This is a genomic window from Pseudomonas sp. Irchel s3b5 (genome assembly GCF_900187435.1).
Classification (GTDB): Bacteria; Pseudomonadota; Gammaproteobacteria; order Pseudomonadales; family Pseudomonadaceae; genus Aquipseudomonas.
Genome location: NZ_FYDY01000027.1, coordinates 1 through 25,110 on the forward strand (window position 1 = coordinate 1; position 25,110 = coordinate 25,110).

20 protein-coding genes and 1 pseudogene are annotated in these 25,110 nt (G+C 58.1%); 15 read left to right on the top strand and 6 right to left on the bottom strand.

Features of this window, described 5'->3' with window-relative positions:
• Positions 1–275 precede the first annotated feature (275 nt).
• A complete protein-coding gene (locus tag CKW15_RS22540) occupies positions 276–758 on the top strand; it encodes a GNAT family N-acetyltransferase (RefSeq protein ID WP_095056632.1) in 483 nt (160 codons plus the stop codon).
• A 113-nt stretch (positions 759–871) separates the two neighbouring features.
• Here the strand turns inward: CKW15_RS22540 and CKW15_RS22545 are convergent, their stop codons facing one another.
• Entirely contained in the window at positions 872–2,536 is a 1,665-nt protein-coding gene (locus tag CKW15_RS22545) for an electron transfer flavoprotein-ubiquinone oxidoreductase (RefSeq protein WP_095056633.1), read from the bottom strand.
• Between the two features lie 546 nt (positions 2,537–3,082).
• Between CKW15_RS22545 and CKW15_RS22550 the strand changes: the two genes are divergently transcribed.
• The 10 genes from CKW15_RS22550 to CKW15_RS22595 all read left to right on the top strand — a co-directional run bounded on the left by CKW15_RS22550 (position 3,083) and on the right by CKW15_RS22595 (position 12,642).
• Positions 3,083–3,832, top strand: a complete 750-nt coding sequence (locus tag CKW15_RS22550; RefSeq protein ID WP_007945693.1) for an electron transfer flavoprotein subunit beta/FixA family protein — start codon at positions 3,083–3,085, stop codon at positions 3,830–3,832.
• Between the two features lie 2 nt (positions 3,833–3,834).
• Positions 3,835–4,764 carry an electron transfer flavoprotein subunit alpha/FixB family protein gene (locus tag CKW15_RS22555; protein ID WP_057713740.1) on the top strand — a complete coding sequence of 310 codons (930 nt, stop codon included), beginning with the start codon at positions 3,835–3,837 and terminating at the stop codon, positions 4,762–4,764.
• A gap of 100 nt (positions 4,765–4,864) precedes the next feature.
• On the top strand, positions 4,865–5,692 hold the full coding sequence (locus CKW15_RS22560) for an ABC transporter substrate-binding protein (RefSeq protein ID WP_095056634.1): 828 nt from the start codon (positions 4,865–4,867) through the stop codon (positions 5,690–5,692).
• Positions 5,693–5,701: 9 nt separating this feature from the next.
• On the top strand, positions 5,702–6,058 hold the full coding sequence (locus tag CKW15_RS22565) for a DUF4398 domain-containing protein (RefSeq protein WP_095056635.1): 357 nt from the start codon (positions 5,702–5,704) through the stop codon (positions 6,056–6,058).
• Positions 6,055–6,867, top strand: coding sequence for an OmpA family protein (locus CKW15_RS22570; RefSeq protein WP_095056636.1), 813 nt, complete (start codon positions 6,055–6,057; stop codon positions 6,865–6,867). The genes CKW15_RS22565 and CKW15_RS22570 overlap by 4 nt, the downstream gene beginning before the upstream one ends.
• Before the next feature lie 275 nt (positions 6,868–7,142).
• Positions 7,143–8,582, top strand: coding sequence for a PLP-dependent aminotransferase family protein (locus CKW15_RS22575; RefSeq protein WP_095056637.1), 1,440 nt, complete (start codon positions 7,143–7,145; stop codon positions 8,580–8,582).
• Positions 8,583–8,669: 87 nt separating this feature from the next.
• Positions 8,670–9,146, top strand: a complete 477-nt coding sequence (locus CKW15_RS22580; protein ID WP_095056638.1) for a translation initiation factor 2 — start codon at positions 8,670–8,672, stop codon at positions 9,144–9,146.
• A gap of 165 nt (positions 9,147–9,311) precedes the next feature.
• Complete coding sequence (locus tag CKW15_RS22585) at positions 9,312–9,566, top strand: YkgJ family cysteine cluster protein (protein WP_095056639.1); 255 nt, start codon at positions 9,312–9,314, stop codon at positions 9,564–9,566.
• A 41-nt stretch (positions 9,567–9,607) separates the two neighbouring features.
• On the top strand, positions 9,608–10,213 hold the full coding sequence (locus tag CKW15_RS22590; RefSeq protein WP_095056640.1) for an START domain-containing protein: 606 nt from the start codon (positions 9,608–9,610) through the stop codon (positions 10,211–10,213).
• Between the two features lie 335 nt (positions 10,214–10,548).
• Entirely contained in the window at positions 10,549–12,642 is a 2,094-nt protein-coding gene (locus CKW15_RS22595; RefSeq protein WP_095152717.1) for an LTA synthase family protein, read from the top strand.
• Positions 12,643–12,701: 59 nt separating this feature from the next.
• Here CKW15_RS22595 and CKW15_RS22600 read toward each other — a convergent pair whose 3' ends face one another.
• Positions 12,702–12,854, bottom strand: a complete 153-nt coding sequence (locus tag CKW15_RS22600) for a DUF3309 family protein (RefSeq protein ID WP_007973689.1) — start codon at positions 12,852–12,854, stop codon at positions 12,702–12,704.
• A 285-nt stretch (positions 12,855–13,139) separates the two neighbouring features.
• Here CKW15_RS22600 and CKW15_RS22605 point away from each other — a divergent pair, with 285 nt between their 5' ends.
• The 3 genes from CKW15_RS22605 (at position 13,140) to csrA (ending at position 14,692) form a co-directional block, all read left to right on the top strand.
• Positions 13,140–13,955 (top strand): SDR family oxidoreductase, encoded by an 816-nt coding sequence (locus CKW15_RS22605; protein ID WP_095056642.1) that lies wholly within the window; start codon positions 13,140–13,142, stop codon positions 13,953–13,955.
• 64 nt (positions 13,956–14,019) lie between these two features.
• Complete coding sequence (locus CKW15_RS22610) at positions 14,020–14,352, top strand: YnfA family protein (protein ID WP_095056643.1); 333 nt, start codon at positions 14,020–14,022, stop codon at positions 14,350–14,352.
• A 154-nt stretch (positions 14,353–14,506) separates the two neighbouring features.
• Complete coding sequence (csrA, locus tag CKW15_RS22615; RefSeq protein WP_095056644.1) at positions 14,507–14,692, top strand: carbon storage regulator CsrA; 186 nt, start codon at positions 14,507–14,509, stop codon at positions 14,690–14,692.
• 5 nt (positions 14,693–14,697) lie between these two features.
• Here csrA and CKW15_RS22620 read toward each other — a convergent pair whose 3' ends face one another.
• The 4 genes and pseudogenes from CKW15_RS22620 to CKW15_RS22635 form a co-directional block, all read right to left on the bottom strand.
• Positions 14,698–14,925: a YheU family protein gene (locus tag CKW15_RS22620; protein WP_003199186.1), complete on the bottom strand. Its 228-nt coding sequence runs from the start codon at positions 14,923–14,925 to the stop codon at positions 14,698–14,700.
• Positions 14,926–15,094: 169 nt separating this feature from the next.
• Positions 15,095–16,298 (bottom strand): annotated as a pseudogene (locus CKW15_RS22625) (osmoprotectant NAGGN system M42 family peptidase).
• A 157-nt stretch (positions 16,299–16,455) separates the two neighbouring features.
• Positions 16,456–18,204 carry an N-acetylglutaminylglutamine synthetase gene (ngg, locus tag CKW15_RS22630; RefSeq protein ID WP_095056646.1) on the bottom strand — a complete coding sequence of 583 codons (1,749 nt, stop codon included), beginning with the start codon at positions 18,202–18,204 and terminating at the stop codon, positions 16,456–16,458.
• A 3-nt stretch (positions 18,205–18,207) separates the two neighbouring features.
• Positions 18,208–19,980, bottom strand: coding sequence for an N-acetylglutaminylglutamine amidotransferase (locus CKW15_RS22635; protein WP_095056647.1), 1,773 nt, complete (start codon positions 19,978–19,980; stop codon positions 18,208–18,210).
• A gap of 294 nt (positions 19,981–20,274) precedes the next feature.
• Between CKW15_RS22635 and CKW15_RS22640 the strand changes: the two genes are divergently transcribed.
• Positions 20,275–25,107, top strand: coding sequence for an NEL-type E3 ubiquitin ligase domain-containing protein (locus CKW15_RS22640; protein ID WP_095152718.1), 4,833 nt, complete (start codon positions 20,275–20,277; stop codon positions 25,105–25,107).
• The last annotated feature ends 3 nt before the right edge of the window (positions 25,108–25,110 follow it).

Below are 25,110 nucleotides of genomic sequence, written 5' to 3' on the forward strand. Positions count from 1 at the left end.
TGGAGCACTCGAACACGCAACTGGAAGTTGGCAGATGCTGTGTATTTAAACCCAGAGCGCCCTGAAATTAAGAGCGCAACGGGCTAGCAACTGTAAGACAAGGTGACAGGTACCTTGACACGTACCGCTCGGTTGAATAGTAGGGGCCTGCTTCGCAAGCCGACGGGAGCAAGCTCCCTCGCCACAAATAAGCACTATCCCGACAGATAAGCGCTATCGCCACAAACCACGCATCGCCTTAGTATGGCGTTTTCAACTTTTGACAAGGCACGTCCATGACGATCGAAATCCGCCCGGCGACCCCCAGTGATGCACCGCAAATCCTCGCGTTCATCACTGAACTGGCCGACTACGAACGTGCCCGTCATGAAGTCATCGCCAGCGTCACCGACATCGAACGCAGCCTGTTCAGCGAAGGCGCCACGGCCCATGGCCTGATCTGCTTGCGCGACGGTTTGCCGATCGGTTTCGCGGTGTTCTTCTTCAGCTATTCGACATGGCTGGGTAGCAACTGCTTGTACCTCGAGGACCTTTACATCACCCCGGAACAGCGCGGCGGCGGTGCAGGCAAAACCCTGCTGCGTCATTTGGCAAAAATCGCCTGCGCCAATGATTGCGGGCGGTTTGAGTGGAGTGTGCTGGAGTGGAATACACCGGCCATCGATTTCTACAAATCGTTGGGCGCGCAGCCACAGGAGGAGTGGGTTCGGTATCGGATGGATGGGGCGGTGTTGCGGGATTTTGCTTCGGGTAACTGAAGTTTTTAGACGATCGCGGCGTTCGCCAACGCCTGCAGGGAACGCGAATATCCGCTAAATCGCAGGCAACAAAAAGGCCCCCATTTCGGGAGCCTTGATGTTCGCGGTTCGGCTTACATGTTCGGGTAAGTCGGGCCGCCAGCGCCTTCCGGCGTCACCCAAGTGATGTTCTGAGCAGGATCCTTAATGTCGCAGGTCTTGCAGTGAACGCAGTTCTGGGCGTTGATCTGGAAGCGCTTCTCGCCGTCTTCCTTGGTGATCACTTCGTACACGCCTGCCGGGCAGTAACGCTGAGCAGGCTCATCGTACAGGGGCAGGTTCTTGCTGATCGGGATGCTTGGATCGGTCAGCTTCAGGTGGCACGGCTGCTCTTCTTCGTGGTTGGTGCCGGAGATGAACACCGAGCTCAATTTGTCGAAGCTGATCTTGCCGTCCGGTTTCGGGTAGTCAATCTTCTTGCAGTCGGCCGCGAGCTTGAGGCAGGCGTAGTCCGGCTTGTTGTCGTGCAGGGTGAACGGCAGTTTGCCGCCGAAGATGTTCTGGTCGAGCCAGTTGAAACCACCACCGACAATGGCGCCGAACTTGTGGATCGCCGGGCCGAAGTTACGGCTGGCGAACAGTTCTTCGTGCAGCCAGCTGTTCTTGAACGCTTCCACGTAAGTGGTCAGTTCTTCGCTGCCGTCCTTGTCGGCGAACAGTGCATCAGCCACCGATTCAGCGGCGAGCATGCCGGACTTCATCGCGGTGTGGCTGCCTTTGATCTTGGCGAAGTTCAGGGTGCCGAGGTCGCAACCGATCAGCGCGCCGCCCTTGAAGACCATCTTCGGCAGCGAGTTCAGGCCGCCCTTGCAGATCGCGCGAGCGCCGTAGCTGATGCGCTTGCCGCCTTCCAGGTGCTGCTTGAGCACCGGGTGATGCTTGAGGCGCTGGAACTCGTCGAACGGCGACAGGTAGGTGTTGCTGTAGGACAGGTCGACGATCAGGCCGACTACAACCTGGTTGTTTTCCAGGTGATAGAGGAACGAGCCGCCGGTGTTCTCGGTGCCCATGATGTCCATCGGCCAACCGGCGGTGTGCACTACCAGGCCTGGCTGATGCTTGGCCGGGTCGACTTCCCAGATTTCTTTCAGGCCGATGCCGTAATGCTGGGCGTCAGCGTCAGTGTCCAGGTTGAAGCGCTTGATCAGCTGCTTGCCGATGTGGCCACGGCAACCTTCGGCGAACAGCGTGTACTTGCCACGCAGTTCCATGCCAGGGGTGTACAAGCCTTCTTTCGGGTGACCTTCGCGGTCAACGCCAAGATCACCGGTGATGATCCCGCGAACCACGCCGTTTTCGTCGATCAGCGCTTCCTGAGCGGCGAAGCCCGGGTAGATTTCCACGCCCAGGTTCTCGGCCTGCTGGGCCAGCCAGCGGCACAGGTTGCCCAGGGAGATGATGTAGTTGCCTTCGTTGTGCATGGTCTTGGGCACAAAGAAGTCAGGCACTTTCTGCGCGCTTTCGGCGTTCTTGAGCACGAAGATGTCGTCGCGGGTAACCGGCGTGTTCAACGGCGCGCCGAGTTCTTTCCAGTCCGGGAACAGTTCGTTCAGGGCGCGTGGTTCAAACACGGCACCGGACAGAATGTGAGCACCGACTTCGGAGCCTTTTTCGACCACGCAGACGCTGATTTCCTTACCGGCTTCAGCAGCCTTCTGCTTCAAGCGGCAGGCAGCGGAAAGACCAGCGGGGCCGGCACCGACGATGACCACGTCGAATTCCATGTATTCGCGTTCCACAGGTTATCTCCTACTCAAGGCTCAACAGTTTTTTTTCTAATTGGAGTTTGGTGTCGCATCCATGAATCCCGGCGTGATGCCGAAAGCGGACAAACGATTGACCACCTTTCTCTCTGGGTGGCGCATTATATCTACACCACTCCCAGCGTCCAATACAAACGTTTGTTTGAATTGGCTCAAGCCCAGAGAAATCAAAGTCACGCGCCTTATGAACGGCTATTTTGGCGTATTGACCGGAATAGGCGTTCCGGTCAAGATACGGTCGGTTTTGCGCTCGCCGTAGGCTGACTGGTGGCTTCAAGAGCACCTCTAAAGACAGGGCGATGGCAGTAGAGAGTGATGTGCAGCGCAGCTTTGGCGCGCAGTTTACACGCCGCGGTATTGAATGACTCGTCGGTCACGACTGACGAATGGTCATCCACATCATGAGCGATGGTCACTTGACACCTTTGCCGGCGTTTTTGGAGGTGCCCTTGCGCCCGATGAGCATCAACCGCCAGGTTCGCCTAGGCGACTTTCTTTTCACCGGAGAGTAACGAGGAATCCATGAAGGTTCTTGTAGCTGTCAAACGCGTTGTGGATTACAACGTGAAAGTTCGCGTCAAGGCGGACAATTCCGGCGTCGATCTTGCCAACGTCAAGATGTCGATGAACCCGTTCTGCGAGATCGCCGTTGAAGAAGCCGTACGCCTGAAAGAAAAAGGTGTTGCGACTGAAATCGTCGTCGTCTCCGTTGGCCCGTCCACCGCTCAAGAGCAACTGCGCACCGCGCTGGCTCTGGGTGCCGACCGCGCCATCCTCGTCGAATCCGCCGAAGATCTGACTTCCCTGGCCGTTGCCAAACTGTTGAAAGCTGTTGTCGACAAGGAACAGCCTCAGCTGGTGATCCTTGGCAAGCAAGCCATCGACAGCGACAACAACCAGACTGGCCAGATGCTCGCAGCATTGAGCGGCTACGGTCAGGGCACGTTCGCTTCGAAAGTCGAAATCAGCGGCGACAGCGTTGCTGTTACCCGGGAAGTCGACGGCGGCGCGCAGACAGTTTCCCTGAAGCTGCCGGCCATCGTCACCACCGATCTGCGTTTGAACGAGCCGCGCTACGCGTCTCTGCCAAACATCATGAAAGCCAAGAAGAAGCCTCTCGAAGTACTGACTCCGGATGCTTTGGGCGTTTCCACCGCCTCCACCAACAAGACCGTGAAAGTCGAAGCGCCTGCTGCACGCAGCGCGGGTATCAAGGTCAAGTCGGTGGCTGAACTGGTCGAGAAACTGAAAAACGAAGCGAAGGTAATCTAATCATGACTATCTTGGTAATCGCTGAGCACGACAACAAGGTTGTGGCGCCTGCCACCCTGAACACCGTTGCTGCTGCCGCCAAAATCGGTGGCGACATCCACGTTCTGGTCGCTGGCCAGGGTGTTGGTGCCGTGGCTGAAGCCGCTGCAAAAATCGCTGGCGTGAGCAAAGTATTGGTAGCTGACAACGCCGCCTACGCGCACCAGCTGCCGGAAAACGTCGCTCCTCTGGTGGCAGAGTTGGGCAAGGGCTACAGCCATATCCTGGCTGCCGCTACTTCCAACGGCAAAAACATCCTGCCGCGCGTTGCCGCTGCACTGGACGTTGATCAGATCTCCGAGATCATCTCGGTAGAAAGCGCTGACACTTTCAAGCGTCCGATCTACGCCGGTAACGCCATCGCTACCGTTCAGTCGAACGCAGCAGTCAAAGTCATCACCGTGCGTGCTACCGGTTTCGACCCGGTTGCAGCTGAAGGCGGCTCCGCTGCCGTTGAAGCGGTTGGCGCTGCCCACGACGCTGGCATCTCCAGCTTCGTTGGCGAAGAGCTGGCCAAGTCCGATCGTCCGGAACTGACCGCTGCCAAGATCGTCGTTTCCGGCGGCCGCGGCATGCAGAACGGCGACAACTTCAAACACCTGTACGCCTTGGCCGACAAGCTGGGCGCTGCCGTTGGTGCTTCCCGCGCCGCGGTCGACGCAGGTTTCGTACCGAACGACATGCAGGTCGGTCAGACCGGCAAGATCGTTGCTCCTCAGCTGTACATCGCCGTCGGTATTTCCGGCGCGATCCAGCACCTGGCCGGCATGAAAGACTCCAAAGTGATCGTCGCGATCAACAAGGACGAAGAAGCGCCGATCTTCCAGGTGGCCGATTACGGCCTGGTGGCAGACCTGTTCGAAGCTATCCCTGAGCTGGAGAAGCTGGTCTAAACCGGCTGCTTCACTTATAAAGAGCCCGACCTTTTGGTCGGGCTTTTTTTTGCAGTTTTTTCGTAGATGGCATAAGCGGGATTGAGAGGAGTGTATTGCCATGGATCTGCGTTTTGTCTGGAGTTTGCTGGGATTGGCGCTATTACCGGCGCTTTCGTTTGCCGCGGGAAAGTGCGAGCGCCTGGTGGTGACCGGCAGCCCTGATGCGCCACCGTATCTGTGGCAAGACCCACAAAACCCCAGGCACCTGATCGGTGCCAGTGCTGATTTGTTGCGGCACGTGGCGGGGGAGTTGGGAATCAAGGTCGAATTGCTTTACGCCGGCAAACGCTCCCAGGCTCTGGACGAAGTGCGCAGCGGGCGCATGGACATGCTGGCGGACGCGCCGTTGACGGTTAAAGAACTGGAAACGCTGGACTACATTCATCCCCCTCTGCTGGAAAACGATTACCTGGTCTGGACCCGCAAGGATTCCGCGCTGGTCTACAACGAGGCACAGGATCTGCACGGTCATTCCGGTGCCGTGTCGGAAAAGTCTCGATTGACCTCGGGATTTGCCACTTTCGCCGAGCAGCAATTGACCCTCGTCCGTACAGCCAACCTGACCCAAGCCTTTCAGAAACTGCTTTTGAGTGAGGTGGAATTCGTCCTGGCCGGGCGCTACTCAGGTATGGCGATGGCGCAGACATTGGGCATGGCCAACGACCTGGTCGCTCGCCTGCAACCTGTCGACAAGCCGGGCCTGTACCTGGCGGTTTCCCATAACTCCGCCTGCAACGATCCGTGGTTGCGCGGACAGCTGGCCAAAAAGATGACAGAATTGCCCGCGTCCGGACTGACGGAGGCCATGCTGCAACGCAATATCGAGCGCTGGACCGCGCAACAGAAGCAAGCGCCGCTGCAACCCGTCAGTACCCCAAAACAGTAGGGATTTTTAGTGAGTATTCGACCTCTTTTTGCTGCCCTGGCCCTTTTGGCTCTGGCGGGTTGTGCAGCCGATCCGGCGCCGAATGAACAAATGCGCCTGACTGAGCAGGCACTTGAACAAGCCAAGGCCGTAGGCGCCAATGCCGACGATGTGCCGGAAATGAAACTGGCCGAAGACAAGTACAACCGCGCCAAAGGCAGCATGGCCGACGATTCCTTCAAAAATGCGCGCATGCGCGCGGAGCAGGCCGAGCTTGATGCGCGTCTGGCCGAAGCCAAAGTGCTGACGCTCAAGAGCGAGGAGCAGTTGCACGTGCTAGACACCCGCATCACCCGCCTGCGCAAGCAGTTGGGAGATGCCCAATGAGCCTCAAGAACAAAGCGCTCTTCGGTTTGATGCTGGCGGGTTGTGCGAGTCTTTATGGCTGCGCAGGTCAGCGCAGCGAGGTCGCAATACAGCAAGCCAGTACCGACTTCCAGAAGGTCAAGGAAGATTCCAATGTGCTGCGTATCGCTCCCAAGGATGTGATTCGTGCCGGTGAATCCCTGGCCCGCGCCGATCGCTTGTCCAGTTACTGGGGCAGCGGCACGGATGTTGTGCACTACGCGTATCTGAGCCAGCGCTACAGCGAAATTGCCAGGGAGCACACCAATCAGGTGCTCAACGAGGAGCGTGCAGCGAAGCTCGAGCTGGAACGCCAGCGGCTGCAATTGGCCTTGCGTGAATCCAAACTGTTCAGCGTGCAGCAGCAGGGAAAATGGCTCGAAGAGCAGATTCTCGCCTTGACCACGGCCCAGACTGACCGAGGCCTGGTGATGACGTTGGGCGACATGCTGTTCGACACCGGTGAGGCGGAACTGAAAACTTCGGCCAATCGCGTGGTGTTGAAGATCGTGCAGTTCCTGCAACTCAATCCCAAGCGCGTCGTGCGCATCGAAGGCTATACCGACAGTACTGGCGGCAAGCAGGAAAACCTCAAGCTGTCCCGGGACCGTGCGCAATCGGTCGCCGATGTGCTGATTGATCTGGGTATCGATGACAAACGCATTCAAGTCGAAGGCTATGGCGATGAATACCCGGTAGAGGTGAATGCCTCCGAGCGGGGAAGGGCGCAGAACCGTCGGGTTGAAATGGTGTTCTCCGACGAAAAAGGCCAGCTCGGCGCCGCCAGGTAGGAGCGGGCGGAGCCTGCGATCTTTTGATCTTGCGCTTGATACTCAAGTGGGCCTGGACAGATCGCAGCCGCGTTTCACTCGACAGCTTCTATAGCCCGGCCTGTCCTGCAGTGCCGGGTTTTTTACGCCTGCCGATCCACTCACAAAACAGTACAGTTTTTGCTGACAATGCACTGTATGGTCGACTATTGTGGCAACTGTCCCAGTACACTTCTAAACTGTTCCGGTAATGTTTCACACAAGAATAAAATGCCCGTGAAATCGAGTGCTGCGTCATGACAAATCTCTTGCTCTACCAACGTATTGCTCAGCAACTGGCCGAAGACATCCGCCGTGGGGTCTATCAACCGGGAGAGCGCGTGCCTTCGGTGCGCAAGATGAGCTCGCAGCTCAATGTCAGCCATGCAACGGTGTTGCAGGCGTACGCCAATCTCGAAGATCAAGGGTTGATCCGTGCACGGCCGCAGTCGGGTTACTACGTGCACCAGACGCCGGCCTTGACGGCGCCCACGCCGGATATCGCCCGGGTCGAGCGCCCGGGCCTGGTCACCCGCAGCAGCATCATTCAGCAAGTCCTGGTCGAATCCCGTCGTGAAGGCGTTTTCCCATTAGGCGCTGCCGTGCCGAGTGTCGACTATTTGCCGGTGCGAGCCCTGCATCAGCAATTAGCCAAAGTCACCCGTTTCCACAGCCCGCGCGCGTTCAGCTATATGTTCAGCCCTGGGTTCGAACCCTTGCGTCGACAAGTGGCAATCCGCATGCGCGATGCCGGCGTGGTGGTCGATCCGTCGGAAGTGGTGATCACCCACGGTTGCGTGGATGCCTTGCAGATGTCCCTGCGAGTCTTGACCCGTCCGGGCGACTTGATTGCCGCTGAGTCGCCGACCTATTACGGCTTGCTGCAACTGGCGGATCTGCTGGGTCTGAAGGTCATCGAGATCCCCAGCGACCCGTCCACCGGCATGAGTCTCGAAGCCCTGCAACTGGCCGCCAACCAGTGGTCGATCAAAGCGCTGGTGCTGACCACGCGCCTGAGCAATCCATTGGGGGGCACCATGCCCGAGGAGCGGCAGAAGCAACTGCTGCGCCTGGCGTCGGACTTCGATATCCAGATTGTCGAGGACGACATTTACGGCGAACTGATGTTCGAGCAGGGGCGCACCAAATCGCTCAAGGCCTATGATCGGCTGGACCGGGTGATTTATTGCTCGAGCTTCTCCAAAACCCTGTCGCCGGGGGTGCGGATCGGCTGGATGATCGCTGGCAAGTATCAGCAGGAAATCCAGCGCTTGCAGACATTCAGCACCCATTCAGCGTGCAGTGTCACGCAAATGGGCATTGCGGCGTATCTGGAGAATGGCGGGTACGACCGGCATCTGCGTTTCATCCGCCAGGAGTACCGTAAAAATCTCAGCGCGTTTCAACTGGCGGTGCAGCAGCACTTCCCGGAAGGCACGCAGATGACACGGCCGACCGGCGGTTTCATTCTGTGGGTCAGTTTGCCGGGACGGGTCAATACCCAGGAATTGCACGTGCGGGCATTGCAGCAGGGCATCAGTATTGCGCCAGGGCTGATTTTCAGTAACACCGAGCAATTCAATCATTGCATCCGCCTGAACTGCGGCATCCCGTGGAACCGCGAAGCGGAGCGCGCCCTGATGACCTTGGGCATGCTGGCCACCCAGCTCTGCCAGGAGACGGCTGGCGGTCTGTGACCTGAAATGCGCGGTCATTGACCGCGCTTGTCTTGTCCGTTGCAACAGGCGAGCATAGACGTCTCTGCCGTTTGCACCGTTGGGTCCATGAAACCGACTTTTCCTGCCGCCTGGTTGTTGATCTGCTTGTCAGTGAGCGTTCAGCCAGCACCCGCCATTGCCGCTTCCGCGCAGGACGAGTCGTCCAACGGCAGTTCGCAGACACAAGAGACGACCGATACCCCCGTGAAAACAGCGGAACCTGCCGAAAAGCGCGCTGAGATGGTAAAAAGTCGTGCTCCCATTGCCCACAAATCGAAATCGGCCAGTGAAGTGGCGAAAACCAGGCTTCCATCCGCTCACCTGGATTTGAGACTGCCCCGGGACATGGTCCAGGCGCTGAAACCGGTGGGTACTGTGCCGCTGTCCCCGCGTGAACCGTTGTTGCCTGAGATGTTCGGTGACAAAAACAGCCCATTCCAGCTCAACGGAAAGTTGCTCAACAATGAAATGCAGTTGCAGTTGCGCAATGAAGAGCGCCGTGAGGTTGATGGTGCGTTGCTGGAGTTCGAATTCAAACAGTAACGCCTCCCAATCCGTGAGCCTCAGACCAGACGCTTTGTCGGAGACTGGCCGGTCACGCCCGTTTGCGCTGAAAAACCCGCCGGCGGGTAATTTTAAACAACTGTTTTAGGGGGTACTCTGTGCCGCGTCCTTTAACATATCGCTCGTCGCGAGGAGCTTGTCGTCATGAAATGCCGTGAGGGCTGTGGTGCTTGTTGCATTGCCCCTTCCATCAGTTCACCGATTCCCGGAATGCCCAATGGCAAAGCCGCAGGTGAACGCTGTCTGCAGTTGTCGGCCGGGAACCTGTGCAATATTTTCGGGCAACCGGAGCGGCCCGCGGTGTGTTCGGCGTTTGATGCCGACCCCGAAGTATGCGGAAGCAGCAGCGAAGAGGCCATCAGGCTGATAGGCTGGTGGGAGCAAATGACGGCTGCGTGATGTGTTCAACGGACGGAACTTCAACAATAAGGAATAAGACTATGGGTTCGCTGCATCGTATTGCTGTTTTGTGTGGTTTGACGGCCGTGCTGGTCACGTCGGTTGCACAGGCCGAGGACTGGAAAGTCGCCAAAAACGAAGACGGCATCAAGGTGTCCCTGAGTGAAGTGGCCGGCTCCGACTACAAGGCCTACCAGGGCGTCACACTGATGAAGACCTCCATGGCCAAACTGCGTGCGTTGCAGGAAGACGTAGCGGGCGCCTGCGCCTGGATTCACGAATGCAAAACCCAGAAGTTGCTCAAGCACGAAGGTGACCAGAGCTGGACCTACACCCAGTTCAACACGCCGTGGCCAGTCACTGCCCGTGATTCGGTGTTGCACATCACCACCATCGAAGGTGCCGATGGCAGCCTGACCCGCAAACTCGAAGGCGTGCCGAAGTACATTCCCGAGGAAAAAGGTTTCGTCCGTGTCGTCAAAGTCGACGGTTTCTGGAAGTTCGTGCCCAAGGGCGATCAGATCGAAGTGACCTATCAGGTACACACCGAACCGGGTGGTAACGTGCCGTCGATGGTGGCCAACAAGTTCGTGGTGGATGCACCGTTCAATACGTTGAAAGCCCTCAAGGAACGCGCCGAGAAGTAACGGTGCCATTGCGCTGAACAGGCTTGTGAAACGCCCCGACCGGTTCGGGGCGTTCTGTTTTCACAAGCGACAGCGCTTTAATTTGTATCCGAATATTCGTTGAACGAAATTTTCACCAAGCCTCCAAGACAATTCGCCCCCGCTCTTCAGGATGTGACACACATCCCGGCAGCTCTTACTCAGCGTTTGAGTGAGCGTAGTTATCAATGGCAATGCTGCCGTTGATCGTGCAACATTTGCGCACCGCGCAATCCCCGGGGCCAGGTACTGGCCATAAGAGGGCAAGGCGCCGCTGTTTTTTTGAAACTTCAACTTCCAATGGGTCCTAAAACGACATGGCAATCCCGGACGCCCTGAATCAGCAGCGAGCTTCTAGTCGCCTGCTGCAACCGACCGTCAAATCGCATCTGGCCTACACGCTGTTGTGTGCCCTGGTCATGATGGTCATGTTCAGCCTGCTGCGCGTCGCGCTGCTGGTCTACAACCGCGAGATGATCCTCGACACCCCGGCCTCGACCTTTCTCGAAGCATTCACCAATGGCCTGCGTTTTGATCTGCGCCTGGTGGTCTATCTCAGCATTCCGTTGTTGCTGGCGCTGTTCAGTGCCCGGGCCATGGCGGCGCGAGGGTTCTTTCGTTTCTGGCTGACCCTCGTCTCCAGCATCGCGTTGTTCCTGGGCCTGATGGAGATGGACTTCTACCGTGAATTCCACCAGCGCCTGAACGGTCTGGTCTTCCAGTACGTCAAGGAAGACCCGAAAACCGTGGCCAGCATGCTCTGGTACGGTTTTCCGGTGGTCCGCTACCTGCTGGCATGGGCCGTGGGCACCGTGATCCTGAGCATGGCGTTCAAGGGCGCCGACCGTGCGACCCGTCCTCGCGGCCCGTTCAGCGGCGGCAGCATCAGCACACGCAAGGTAGCGCCGTGGTATGCACGCGTTGGCGTGTTCGTGGTTTGCCTGCTGATTTGCGTCGTCGCCGCCCGTGGCACCTTGCGTCAAGGCCCGCCGATGCGCTGGGGTGACGTCTACACCACAGATTCCAACTTCGCCAACCAGCTGGGTCTCAACGGTACGCTTTCTCTGGTTGCCGCCGCCAAGAGCCGGATGTCCGAAGATCGCGACAATATCTGGAAAGCCACGCTGCCACAGCCACAAGCCCAACAAATCGTACGTGACATGCTGGTGATGGCCGATGACAAACTGGTGGATGGCGAGATCGCAGCGGTCCGTCGCGATTACACGCCACCGGCCGACAAGACCCTGCCGATCAAGAACGTCGTTGTGATCCTGATGGAAAGCATGGCCGGTCACTCGGTGGGCGCCCTCGGCGCTCCGGGCAACATCACGCCGTACCTCGACAAGCTGTCGAAGGAAGGCCTGTTGTTCGACCGTTTCTTCTCCAACGGCACCCATACCCACCAGGGTATGTTCGCCACCATGGCCTGCTTCCCGAACCTGCCGGGTTTCGAATACCTGATGCAGACCCCGGAAGGCAGCCACAAGCTGTCCGGCCTGCCGCAGCTGCTCAGTACCCGTCAATATGACGATGTGTATGTCTACAACGGCGATTTCGCCTGGGACAACCAGTCCGGTTTTTTCAGCAGCCAGGGCATGACCAACTTCATCGGCCGTAACGATTTCGTTAACCCGGTGTTCTCGGATCCGACCTGGGGCGTGTCTGACCAGGACATGTTCGACCGTGGTCTGGTCGAGCTCAAGGCGCGGGAAAACGGCAAGCCGTTCTATGCCTTGCTGCAAACCCTGTCCAACCACACGCCATACGCCTTGCCGACACCGTTGCCGGTCGAGCGCGTCACCGATCGTGGCAGTCTGAACGAACACCTGACCGCCATGCGTTATGCGGACTGGGCTTTGGGCCAGTTCTTTGAAAAGGCGCGTAAAGAGCCGTACTTCAAGGAAACCCTGTTTGTCATCGTCGGTGACCACGGTTTTGGTAACGAGCGCCAGATCACCGAAATGGACCTGGGCCGCTTCAACGTACCGATGCTGATGATCGCACCGGGCATCCAGGAAAAATTCGGCCAGCGTAACCACACAGTGGGCACTCAGATTGACCTCGTGCCGACCATCATGGGCCGCATCGGTGGTGAAGTGCGTCATCAGTGCTGGGGGCGCGACCTTCTCAACCTGCCTGAAGGCGACCCTGGTTTTGGCGTGATCAAGCCTTCGGGCAGCGAACAGACCACTGCGATCATTACCGCCGACCAGATTCTGGTATTGCCGCGCGACAAGGACATGGCGCCGAAGATGTACCAGTACGAACTGGGCGCTAATCCGCGTGCCGAGGTTATTCCCAATGCACCGCGCACGGCCGAGTTGAAAACCAAACTCGAAGCGTTCTTGCAAACGGCGACCAAGAGCCTGCTGGACAACACCGCCGGTGTGGTCAACGGCACGCCGGACTAACGTGTGACGCAATAAAAAAGAGGCTCTTCAAGAGCCTCTTTTTTTTGTTTTTAAAAACGTCATATTCTGCCGAGCAAGAGCAGGATCAACAGCACTACCAACACTACGCCGATGATACCGGACGGACCATATCCCCAACTTCTGGAGTGTGGGAAGACCGGTAAACCACCGATCAGAAGCAGGATCAGAATGATGATAAGTATGGTGCCCATGTCTGTTTCCTTGTGGATAGGTTTGTGGATTGACCATGCCAATACCAGCCAGCGGGAATGACATAAATTCGAGCTGCTTAAAAAATCCGACTGTTGCCACGGCAAGAAAATTCCAAGTTTTTTAAAGTATTTCGGACATGTCCTTATTTCGGTTTTTGTTGAGCTAGTTGGTTCGGTCGCTTCCACGGTTTGCCTGGGCCATTCAGCAATCTGATGGAGCGTGGGTCGGGACATATCCTTCGCTACACTCGGTGCATCTTCCCGGACACAACAAGGCTGTTAGCTATGCAAAATCGCATGATGATCACTGGTGCGGGCTCTGGCCTGGGTCGCGAAATCGCGCTGCGCTGGGCGCGTGAAGGCTGGCAACTGGCCTTGTCTGACGTCAGCGAGCCTGGCTTGCAGGAAACCCTCAAACTGGTGCGTGAAGCCGGCGGGGATGGTTTTATCCAGCGTTGCGACGTTCGCGACTACAGCCAGTTGACCGCGTTCGCCCAGGCCTGCGAAGTCAAACTCGGCGGGATCGATGTCATCGTCAACAACGCGGGCGTGGCCTCAGGCGGGTTTTTCAATGAGCTGTCTCTGGAGGACTGGGACTGGCAGATCGCGATCAACCTGATGGGGGTGGTCAAGGGCTGCAAGGCCTTCCTGCCATTGCTGGAAAAGAGCAAAGGCAAAATCATCAACATCGCCTCGATGGCCGCGCTGATGCAAGGCCCGGCAATGAGCAACTACAACGTGGCCAAGGCCGGCGTCGTGGCGTTGTCGGAAAGCCTGCTGATCGAACTGGCGCACCAGGAAGTCGGCGTACACGTGGTGTGCCCGTCGTTTTTCCAGACCAACCTGCTGGACTCCTTCCGCGGCCCGACTCCGGCCATGAAGGCTCAGGTCGGCAAGTTGCTGGAAAGCTCACCGATCAGCGCTGCCGACATCGCCGACTACATCTATCAGCAGGTTGCTGCCGGCGAGTTCATGATCCTGCCTCACGAACAGGGCCGTATGGCCTGGGCGATCAAGCAGAAGAACCCGCAGTTGCTCTACAACGAAATGACCGTCATGGCCGACAAAATGCGCACCAAGGCCAAGCAAACCGCAAGCTGACCTTGCCCCTGTGCAGCGCGGTCGTTAGGGTGGCCGCCATCGGCCATCCTCGCGAGACACGTGCATGCTCAATTACCTGTGGTTTTTTCTTGCCGCGCTGTTCGAAATTGCCGGGTGCTTTGCCTTCTGGATGTGGCTGCGTCAGGGCAAAAGTGCCTGGTGGGTGGTGCCGGCCCTCATCAGCCTGACGCTGTTCGCGCTGCTGCTGACCCGCATCGAAGCGACCTACGCCGGGCGCGCCTACGCCGCTTACGGCGGCATCTACATCATTGCCTCGATCGGCTGGCTGGCGGTGGTCGAGCGGATTCGTCCGCTGGGCTCGGACTGGATTGGCGTCGCGCTGTGTGTGATCGGTGCGAGCATCATCCTGTTTGGCCCGCGATTCTCCGCGTCCTGACAGAAATTTCCGACTCTCAAACGAACCTGTCAGACCTTTCCGTCAGCAGAACAGGTCTGCGTTGTAGGGCGAGACTGATTTACCGCCACTGCATTGTAGGCGTGCAGCCAGCGGGGCATCTTCAAGGGCCGGTAACCCTTGAAGGACAGACCTCATGCTCGTACTCAGCCGCGTTGTGGGCGAAACAATTTCCATCGGTAACAACATTTCCGTGCGCGTTCTTGCGATCAACGGAAACAACATCCACTTTGGCGTCGAAGCACCTCAAGACGTTGCTGTACACCGAGCGGAGGTCTACGAACGCATCCAGACCAAAGTGGCGAAAAAGAAGGGCAACTGAAGGACTCAGTCAAACAGATGCTTGGGCACGTCGTGCTTGAGCATCAATTGGCATTGCTCGCTTTCCGGATCGAACACGATCAGTGCCTGCCCCTTGGTCAAGGCCTGACGCACGCGCAGGACACGGGTTTCCAGCGGGGTGTCATCGCCATTGTCGGTACCGTCGCGGGTCACGAAATCTTCGATCAGGCGGGTCAGGGTATCGACTTCAAGTTGGTCGTGGGGGATCAGCATAGGCACCTCGGTTTCAATCAATGGCGCGATGCTACGGCGATTGGGCGAGGACAGCCAGCCCGGGATTTTGTGTTGCCTGGGCTGACGCCATCGCGAGCAGGCTCGCTCCCACAGGGGAAGGCGATCAACTGTGGGAGTGAGCCTGCTCGCGATAGCGGTTTACCTGCAATCAAGGTCCCGGATCAGCTCTGCGAGCGCTGTCCCACCAGACTGTCCACCGACGGCACCCGCGTATCGCTTTCCATCTGGGTCTCGTGTTCGAGCTGATGACTGAAACGGTCCAGTGAACCCTTGGCCGGTTGCGCATCGCTGGCGAACACCGGCGGGCTGAGGATGTAGGCACCGAGCAATCGGCTCAGCGCGGCGAGGCTGTCGATGTGGGTGCGTTCGTAGCCGTGGGTGGCATCGCAGCCGAAGGCGAGCAGGGCGGTGCGAATGTCGTGGCCGGCGGTGACCGCCGAGTGGGCATCGCTGAAGTAATAGCGGAACAGGTCGCGCCGCGCCGGCAATTCGTTGTCACTGGCCAGGCGTAACAAATGCCGGGACAGGTGATAGTCATAAGGTCCGCCGGAATCCTGCATCGCCACGCTCACGGCATGTTCGCTGGAGTGTTGGCCGGGGGCGACCGGCGCGATGTCGATGCCGACGAATTCGCTGACATCCCAAGGCAACGCCGCTGCTGCGCCACTGCCGGTTTCTTCGGTGATGGTGAACAGCGGGTGACAGTCGATCATCAGTTCTTCGCCGCTGTCGACGATGGCCTTGAGCGCCGCCAGCAACGCGGCGACACCGGCCTTGTCGTCAAGGTGACGGGCACTGATGTGGCCGCTTTCGGTGAACTCCGGCAGCGGGTCGAAGGCGACGAAATCGCCCACGCTGATGCCCAGGGATTCGCAATCGGCGCGGGTGGCGCAATACGCATCCAGGCGCAATTCGATGTGGTCCCAACTGATCGGCATTTCATCGACGGCGGTATTGAACGCATGCCCGGAAGCCATCAGCGGCAACACGCTGCCACGGATCACGCCGTTGTCGGTGAACAGGCTGACGCGGCTGCCCTCGGCAAAACGGCTGGACCAGCAGCCGACCGGTGCGAGGGTCAGGCGTCCGTTGTCCTTTACCGCACGCACGGCCGCGCCGATGGTGTCCAGGTGCGCGGAGACGGCGCGGTCCGGGCTGTTTTTCTTGCCTTTGAGCGTGGCGCGGATCGTGCCGCGCCGAGTCATCTCGAAGGGAATGCCAAGTTCCTCAAGGCGTTCGGCGACGTAGCGCACGATGGTGTCGGTGAAACCGGTCGGGCTGGGAATGGCGAGCATTTCCAGCAGGACTTTTTGCAGGTAACCGAGATCGGGTTCGGGAATTTTGCTAGTCATGGAAACTCCTGATGAGGTGAGGCCATCGATGGTTTCGATGAGGGGATGTTTTTTGCCTGTCAGGCCGCTTTCGCTGGCAAGCCAGCTCCTACAGGCGTGCGCATTCGAATGCAGGAGCTGGCTTGCCAGCGAAGGGGCCAGTCCAGGCACCACAAAACTAAGAGACCACCGGCTGACTGTGCGGAAACAACAAATCCACAAAGCGCTCCGCCGTCGGTTGCGGTTCATGGTTGGCCAGCCCGGCGCGTTCGTTGGCTTCGATAAACACGTACTCCGCTTGATCGGCAGCCGGCACCATCAGGTCGAGACCGACCATGGGAATGTCCAGTGCCCGGGCGGCCCGCACGGCGGCGTCCACCAATGTCGGGTGCAGGATCGCGGTAACGTCTTCGAGAATACCGCCGGTATGCAGGTTCGCCGTACGCCGCACGAACAGATGCTCACCGGCCGGCAAAATGCTGTTGTAGTCATACCCGGCGGACTGCAAGGTGCGCTGGGTTTCTTGATCCAGCGGGATCTTGCTTTCACCGTCGGTGGCCGCTTGTCGACGTCGACTCTGGGCTTCGATCAGCGCACCGACGGCATGCTGACCGTCGCCCACCACTTCGGCCGGCCGGCGAATGGCGGCGGCGACCACTTGGAAGCCGATCACCAGAATGCGCAGGTCGAGGCCTTCGTGGAAGCTTTCGAGCAATACGCGGTTGTCGAAGCGGCGGGCGCTCTCGATGGCTTGCTGCACCTCTTCAATGGTCCGCAAATCCACCGCCACGCCTTGGCCCTGTTCGCCATCCAGCGGCTTGACCACCACCCGCTGGTGCTCGTCGAGAAAGGCCAAATTGTCGTCAGCGTTGCCGGCCAGTTGTTGGCACGGCAAGTTCAGCCCGGCCGCCTTGAGCACTTTGTGGGTCAGGCTTTTGTCCTGACACAGCGTCATGCTGATGGCGCTGGTCAGGTCGCTGAGGGACTCGCGACAACGCACCCGGCGCCCGCCGTGACTGAGGGTGAACATCCCGGCGTCGGCGTCATCGACCTGTACATCGATGCCGCGCCGGTGCGCTTCCTCGACGATGATCCGCGCGTAAGGATTGAACTCGGCTTCAGGGCCAGGCCCGAGGAACAGCGGCTGATTGATGCCGTTCTTGCGCTTGATGGCGAAGGTCGAGAGGTTGCGAAATCCCAGTTTGCTGTAGAGGTTTTTCGCCTGGCGATTGTCATGCAGCACCGACAAATCGAGATAGGCGAGCCCGCGACTCATGAAGTGCTCGATCAGGTGCCGCACCAGCACTTCACCGACACCCGGCCGGGAGCATTGCGGATCAACCGCCAGGCACCACAGGCTGCTGCCGTGTTCCGGATCGTTAAACGCCTTGTGATGATTGAGTCCCATGACACTGCCGATAATCGCGCCGCTGTCCTCGTCCTCCGCCAGCCAATACACCGGGCCGCCCAAGTGACGCGGCGTCAGCAGCGTGGCATCGATCGGCAGCATGCTGCGGGCCTGATACAACTGATTGACCGCCTGCCAGTCGGCCTCGCTTTGTGCGCGACGAATGCGAAAACCACGAAACACACGGGTCGCCTGACGGTAATCGCTGAACCACAAACGCAACGTGTCGGACGGATCGAGAAACAGCTGCGTCGGTTCCAGCCCCAGCACTTGCTGGGGAGCGGCGACATACAGGGCGATATCCCGCTCGCCGGGTTGCTCATTGAGCAATTCCCCGGCAAGGCTCGCAGCATCGGCGAAGGTATGGCCGATCAGCAACCGGCCCCAGCCGCAGTGCACAGCAATCGGAGCGGCGCCGAGTTCACAGCGATCTTCGGCCAGACGTGCCTGCAAGCGTTCATAAGAGGGCGCCTGACCGCGCAACAAGCGTTGGCTGATGGCCGTAGCATGAGGTTTCATCGATCAGATTCCTTGTTCGCTGAGCCACAGGTTCAGCGCAGCCAGTTGCCACAGCTTCGAGCCGCGCAAGGGCGTCAATTGACCTTGTGGGTCGGTCAGCAAGCGGTCGAGCATGGCGGGGTTGAACAGGCCGCGATCCTGGCTTGGATCCAGCAACAGTTCGCGTACCCAGTCCAGTGTGTCGCCTTGCAAATGCTTGAGGCCCGGCACCGGGAAGTAACCTTTCTTGCGGTCGATCACTTCGCTCGGGATCACCAGCCGCGCGGCTTCTTTCAACACCTGTTTGCCTCCGTCCGGCAGTTTGAATTGACCCGGCACGCGAGCCGACAATTCAACCAGGCGATAGTCGAGAAACGGCGTGCGCGCCTCCAGGCCCCAGGCCATGGTCATGTTGTCGACGCGTTTGACCGGGTCGTCCACCAGCATCACCGTGCTGTCCAGGCGCAAGGCCTTGTCTACCGCAGCATTGGCGCCAGGTTGTGCGAAATGTTCCTTCACGAAGTCGCCGGCGGCGTCATTGGCGGTCAGCCATTTCGGCTGCACGGTGGCGGCGTAGTCGTCGTAGCTGCGGTCAAAAAACGCTTCGCGATACGCGGCATACGGGTCGCTGGCGCCGTCCACTTGCGGGTACCAGTGATAACCGGCGAACAGCTCGTCGGCACCCTGGCCGCTTTGGACAACCTTGCAATGCTTGGCCACTTCCCGCGACAGCAAATAAAACGCGATGCAGTCGTGGCTGACCATCGGTTCGCTCATGGCGCGGAACGCAGCGGGCAATTGCTCGATGATCTCTTTCTCGGCGATACGCAGTTGATGATGCTGCGTGCCGTAGTGCCGGGCGATCAGGTCCGAATACTGGAATTCGTCGCCGCGCTCGCCGCCGGCGTCCTGGAAACCGATGGAAAAGGTCGACAGGTTTTCCACGCCCACTTCGCGCAACAAACCGACAAGCAAGCTTGAATCGACACCGCCCGACAACAGCACACCGACATCGACCGCCGCGCGTTGGCGGATGGCAACAGCGTCGCGAGTGCTGTCGAGCACACGATCGCGCCAGTCTTCGAGTGTCAGGTTTTTCTCATCGTCATGTGGGCCATAGGGCAGGGTCCACCAGGTTTTCTGTTCGGTGCTGCCATCGGCTTCAACACGCATCCAGGTCGCCGGTGGCAGCTTTTCGATACCGGCCAGCAAGGTGCGTGGCGCCGGGACCACGGCGTGGAAATTCAGGTAGTGATTGAGCGCCACCGGATCGAGGATCGGGTTGATGTCGCCGCCCTTGAGCAACGCTGGCAATGCCGAGGCAAAGCGCAAGCGTTGGCCGGTGCGCGACAGGTACAGCGGCTTCACGCCGAGGCGGTCGCGGGCGATGAACAGACGCTGGGCATCACGTTCCCAAATGGCAAAGGCAAACATGCCGTTGAGCTTGGGCAGCAAGGCTTCGCCCCACGCGTGATAACCCTTGATCAGCACTTCGGTGTCGCCACCGGAATAGAAGGCGTAACCGAGGTTTTCAAGCTCGGTGCGCAGTTCCGGGAAGTTGTAGATCGCGCCGTTGAAGGCCAGGGACAAACCCAATTGCGGGTCGATCATCGGCTGCGCCGAGCCGTCCGAGAGGTCCATGATTTTCAGGCGCCGATGGCCCAGGGCAATCGGTCCCTGGCTATGAAAACCCCAAGCGTCAGGGCCGCGAGGGGCCAGGTGATGGGTGATTCGTTCTACGGCTGCAAGGTCTGCAGGTTGATGATCAAAACGTAACTCGCCAGCTAATCCGCACATAAATTCCTTACCGGTTTTTCCGTTGGGGAGGGTCAATCGGTACCGCGCCAAAACGGCGGGCACTCAGAAACTGACCCGGCTGGGTGCTCGTAGTTTTAGATCGATGGGTTATAAGCGGGCCATTGAGGAGGACGAGGGCATGGCATAAGCCGTTAACACAGTGGCGGTAAATATTGCTGGGATCCATAGGAGTAGTTGCTTGGATGCCCCCGGATCTGATCCGGTATTCGAATTTTTAATTGCCAATGGCAGACCGTAGGCTGATAGAACCCAAATGCAATAAGGATATTGCTCATGCTGACTACTCCAGCAACAACACCGCCAGTCAACACTGTGACATCGGTTCAACGTCTCGAAGTTTTACTGAAACATACGGGTGAGCTGGCCAAGGCCGAAGCTCTGCAAGCGTCCATACCGCAGTGGTTGGCGAATGCGAGCCTGACGGCGTCGCAAGCACTCAATTCAGATCTTGCACAGTCCCGTCTTACTTACGCCAAAGCCGCAGAGTTACTCGGGCAACTCAAACCGATGGACGAGTTCTGCAAGCAGGCGCTGACGAGCAAACTCAAGGAAAAGTGGAAACTCGACATCGATGTCGAACAGGACACACTGGAGATCGTCGAAACAGTGGTTTCTTCGATAGGACTGGTGCCTGTTGGCTACGAGACGGGCAGCACCAACACGTCTCGCAGCCTGCTTCACGCCGCCATGGAGAACTTCACAGAGCAAGAGACAAAAAGCGCTGGAATCCCTTCGAAATCATTCATCAAAATCAACGGGGTACGGAGTTCAGACCCTGAAATAACCCCCGCGAAATTCGCCAAGCTCTGTCGAGAGCTCGACTGTGGTGCCCTTTATCAAGGTCACATCCAAAAGGTCTTGGCCGTTCCAGACAAACCCAAGGGCGATTCAGCTGCCGATGTTCCAGCGTCCACGGCTGACATCCGCCAGTTGAAGCTGCTGGATATGAAGGTTGCCGCTCATATTGCCCATTTGAAGCAGGACATCAGCCCTGCCGTTTACACGATGTTGCTGAATGTCATCGAGCAGGATGTCCCGGCAGAAAAAACCCAAGACGCTGTGTTTGATGGCGGCCCGGTGATCTGGCAAGGCTTGATGATTCATGACGCCTGCATTTGTGGGGCGTTGGTGTTTACCAAGGAATCCATCGACACGGCACCGTCGGCCAAGTGCGTGGTTTACATGCCGAATGAGCCTCGACGACCGTTGTACGAATACGAGTCTCTAGATGCCTTCAAGACTTATCTGGCCCTTCACCTGAAAAGCACTGGCTATAAACGGGTTTTCGTCGAGCAATACCTTCCAGGCCATGACAAGAGCGATTTTTTCACTGTTTTTGACAAGACCAAGACGCTGGGCACGCTAATCGCCATGCCCGCCGACACCTGTCTGGGCGATTTCTTTTTCAGCGCCTTCCTCAGCAAAACCCAGAAGTATGCGAAAACTCTCGCCGTTCCGAGTGCGGACGTCGATGCGCAACAGCGAGAAAAAACTATCCAGGCACTGCTCAATGGCGGGCTTTTGATGTTGAACGCCGCCTCCTTTTTTGTACCGGTGGTTGGTCAGTTGATGCTGTCGGTTGCGGTCGTCGAAATACTCGATGAAGTGTATGAAGGTGTGCGGGACTGGGCGCACGACGAGCGTGCCGAAGCGCTTTCCCATTTACTGAGCGTCGTCGAAAGCGTCGCGCAGATGGCTGCTTTTGCGGCGGGCGGCAAGGTTATTGCGACCGCCCTTCGTAAAACAGTGAAAGAGCAGGCTGCATTTTTCGACGGTTTCGAGGCTGTGACCCGCAATGACGGCAAAGCGCGGCTATGGAAAAACGACCTCAAGCCCTATCGGCAGATCTCTCCATTGGACGCCGATGTGGAACCTGATTCTGAGGGCGTCTACAAGCAAGGCGAGTTGTCTTCAATCAAGATGGATGGTGCCATTTTTCGGGTCTCTCGCGAGGCTGCGGGGCAGCCATGGAAGATCAATCATCCAATGCACCCAGACACGTTCAAGCCCGCCATTGAGCGAACAGTGGAGGGCGGTTGGCGACATGTTTACGAGCATACGCACGAATGGCCTGATAGTGCTTACGCATTGGAACGGACGGATCCACGCCTGAACGACCTGGGCAGTGAATTGTCTGTGATTGCCGATATCACCGACATGTCGCCCGCCAAACTGCATGCCTTGCATGAAAGTCACCTGAAGCTACCGCAACGGCTCAACGATTGTGTCGAACGGGTCAGGCTTGACCGCAAAATAACGGCACTGATCACGGCAATGGAGCGCGAAGAGACCGCCAACACGAACTATGTGCAGGAGCAATTGCAGGTGCTGCCGAAACTTCCCGGCTGGCCTGCTGAGCGTTTTATTGAGTTGATCGATGAAGACGAGGTTGTCCTCTCGCGTTTTCCGGAAACGGCGCCAACGGATGACATGGTCAATGGTGTGCAGGTCTGCCAGGAGCAACTTGATGCGGGAGAGTTGCTCGATACCGTCATCAAAGGCCTCTACCCGAAAGAAGTCGAAGCAATGATAGGCAGCGAGACGACGCAATCGAAATCAGTGTTGCTGGCAAAGGCAATTGCCAGCCATCTCAAGAGCGATCGTCAGCCGTTACTCGACTGGCTCTACAAAAAACACGATGGACCCGCCATCGGCGATGTTGCGACGCTGCGCGAACAGTTCCCTGATCTGCCTGTCCGGGTGGGACAAGAGCTTTTGGATAACGCGTCGGCCCGAGACCGAATTTTGCTGCGTGACCGCAAGATCCCCGGGCTCGATCTGGCTCGGCAGGCCCGAGAGGCAGGCGCAACGATAAGGCAGGACCGTGCGCTGATGGGACTGCACCTGCCACAACTGGCCAATGCCGATACCGAGAATCTGTCGCTGAGGTTGATGGATCAGGTTCAAGGCTGGGATGAAGGTTTTCGCCTCGAAGTACGTGATGGGTCAGAGACTGGCGCTCTACTGGACAGCGTAGGAAAGGAGGATGCAGCGCTGAAGGGCGTGATCGTCAAAACAGCCGATGGCTATCAGGTCACTCAACGCGATGGCTCGGCGGTGACGACCACGACAAACAAACAGCGGGTCGAGTCGATCTATCATGCGTTGCCTCAAGCCCAGCGCAGCCGAATGGGATTCACTGAAGTGGAAACAGTGGATGTCTCCACGCTGCGCTCAAGGTTGTTGGCGGCGGCCCCCCGCGATCAGGTACGCACCCGGCGAATGCTGGATAACGAGCGCCGCGAAGTAGCAGAGCACCTCTCTTCGTGTGCTCTGTCTGACCCCTCCGGTTCAGGTTCGCACTCAAGAGGCCTGATTCGTAAAGTCAGAAAGCTTTATCCGTTGTTCACCGACGCTCAGGCTTCAACCTTTCTGGATGAAGCGGGCAGTACTCATACGTTACGAGCCAATCGGATCAAGGCGCTCGAGCAGCAGCTCAAGACGTTGCGCCAAGTGCTGCATGTGTGGCGCGACAATGAAGTGGACATGGCAAAGCTGTCGGGACAGCTTGGCGATATCCGGGTGAGCCGTCGTCAAGTGGCCGATGCCATCGAAAACTGCTGGCGCCGGATAACGCCACCGGTTCGTTTGGGATATCAATCGCCTACCACACTCAAGCTGGAGCGAAACCCGGCAGGTCCGTTGCCGACGCTGACCGAGCAGGATGTTGCCCATGTCCGTAGTCTCTACCTCAAAGACATGGAGGCGGGCGATGAGCTGGCGTATTTCCTCAAACCGTTTAAAGGCCTTGTCCATCTGGAACTGGATGGAAACAAACTCACGCGATTACCGGAAGCGCTCTCGCACATGCCCAACCTGCAGCGATTGAGCTTGGACCGCAATCAGATAACCCTGACAGAACACACGTTGCGCAAACTCGCTGACATGACTGAGCTGCGCATGTTGTCCCTATCCGACAATCGGCTCGGTGCAACGCCTGATATCCGCAAACTGTTCAGTTTGCATTCTCTGGGGTTGAGCAATACTCACGCCACCGAGCTCCCTTTGGGGCTGAACCGCTTGCCCTATCTGGACATGGTGAATCTGCGCGGGAACCAGATCCGCGAGTTGCCGGACTGGCTGTTTGAGGCTCCCGCACAATTCGCCGAGGTGGTGAATCTGCGTCTTAATCCATTGTCCGAGGCCAGCCAGACGAAGCTGCAAGCCTATCGAGACAGGACTGGCCAAGGCATGGGATATCTCGACAATGACACCGCGGTGATCGATGAGCTGAAGGCTCGTGAGCTGTGGATGGCAAAGTCCTATGAAGAAAACTATGCCAGTCGCAACCGCGCATGGCAGGCGCTGAAAAACGAACCCGATTCGGCGGGTTTCTTCGGTCTGTTGGCAGAAGTGGGAGGCTCGGCGGATAGTCGCTATGTACGCGAAGACTTGACTCGCCGGGTCTGGAGTGTGATTGAGGCCGCCCAGGCTGATCCGGCTCTGTGTGAACGACTGCTGGTCATGGCTGAGAAATCCAGCTGTGGTGATTCTGCCGCGTTGATCTTCAGCAACCTCGAACTCGCCGTCGAACTCGACAGCATGGTTCGGCAATCAGCCAATACCCACGACGAGGTGGCCCAGTTGTTGAGGTTGGGGAGAAGCCAGTTCAATCAGGATTACATCGCCAGGATCGCTCGAGAACATATCCAGTCCAAGGCTAAAGCCAAGATCATCCTCGAGCCGACCGAGGTAGAGCTGGCTTTCCGTACCGGGCTGGCCGAAAGACTCTATCTTATGGGTCAACCCAGGCATATGCGTTATGCCTCGATTGCGGGCGTGACAACCGACGACCTGGACGCGGCGTACAACCGGGTGGTCGCTGCAAATCTGTCCTCTGAACGGACGGCGGATTTGTGTCGACGTGAGTTCTGGGTCAACTTTTTGCGCACCCATCATGGCGAACAGTTCAGCGAACTCGCGGAGCCCTTTCATCAACGTTTGCAGAAGGCATTCGAAAGCGAGGCAAAGCTTGGGAACAAATATCTGCCGCTGATCGACACCATCAAGGTTGAGCAGCAGCAGGCCGAGACCACGCTGGTGGAGAAACTGACCAAGGCCGCTATCCAGGCCGAGGAAACGAAAACCTGCTTCGTCCTGGATTGACCT

Bases quoted from the DNA above. Each gene is read 5' to 3' on its own strand.
- CKW15_RS22540 (WP_095056632.1), top strand. From the start codon at position 276: ATGACGATCGAAATCCGCCCGGCGACCCCCAGTGATGCACCGCAAATC.
- CKW15_RS22550 (WP_007945693.1), top strand. From the start codon at position 3,083: ATGAAGGTTCTTGTAGCTGTCAAACGCGTTGTGGATTACAACGTGAAA.
- CKW15_RS22555 (WP_057713740.1), top strand. From the start codon at position 3,835: ATGACTATCTTGGTAATCGCTGAGCACGACAACAAGGTTGTGGCGCCT.
- CKW15_RS22560 (WP_095056634.1), top strand. From the start codon at position 4,865: ATGGATCTGCGTTTTGTCTGGAGTTTGCTGGGATTGGCGCTATTACCG.
- CKW15_RS22570 (WP_095056636.1), top strand. From the start codon at position 6,055: ATGAGCCTCAAGAACAAAGCGCTCTTCGGTTTGATGCTGGCGGGTTGT.
- CKW15_RS22575 (WP_095056637.1), top strand. From the start codon at position 7,143: ATGACAAATCTCTTGCTCTACCAACGTATTGCTCAGCAACTGGCCGAA.
- CKW15_RS22580 (WP_095056638.1), top strand. From the start codon at position 8,670: ATGAAACCGACTTTTCCTGCCGCCTGGTTGTTGATCTGCTTGTCAGTG.
- CKW15_RS22585 (WP_095056639.1), top strand. From the start codon at position 9,312: ATGAAATGCCGTGAGGGCTGTGGTGCTTGTTGCATTGCCCCTTCCATC.
- CKW15_RS22590 (WP_095056640.1), top strand. From the start codon at position 9,608: ATGGGTTCGCTGCATCGTATTGCTGTTTTGTGTGGTTTGACGGCCGTG.
- CKW15_RS22595 (WP_095152717.1), top strand. From the start codon at position 10,549: ATGGCAATCCCGGACGCCCTGAATCAGCAGCGAGCTTCTAGTCGCCTG.
- CKW15_RS22600 (WP_007973689.1), bottom strand. From the start codon at position 12,854: ATGGGCACCATACTTATCATCATTCTGATCCTGCTTCTGATCGGTGGT.
- CKW15_RS22605 (WP_095056642.1), top strand. From the start codon at position 13,140: ATGCAAAATCGCATGATGATCACTGGTGCGGGCTCTGGCCTGGGTCGC.
- CKW15_RS22610 (WP_095056643.1), top strand. From the start codon at position 14,020: ATGCTCAATTACCTGTGGTTTTTTCTTGCCGCGCTGTTCGAAATTGCC.
- csrA (WP_095056644.1), top strand. From the start codon at position 14,507: ATGCTCGTACTCAGCCGCGTTGTGGGCGAAACAATTTCCATCGGTAAC.
- CKW15_RS22620 (WP_003199186.1), bottom strand. From the start codon at position 14,925: ATGCTGATCCCCCACGACCAACTTGAAGTCGATACCCTGACCCGCCTG.
- ngg (WP_095056646.1), bottom strand. From the start codon at position 18,204: ATGAAACCTCATGCTACGGCCATCAGCCAACGCTTGTTGCGCGGTCAG.
- CKW15_RS22635 (WP_095056647.1), bottom strand. From the start codon at position 19,980: ATGTGCGGATTAGCTGGCGAGTTACGTTTTGATCATCAACCTGCAGAC.
- CKW15_RS22640 (WP_095152718.1), top strand. From the start codon at position 20,275: ATGCTGACTACTCCAGCAACAACACCGCCAGTCAACACTGTGACATCG.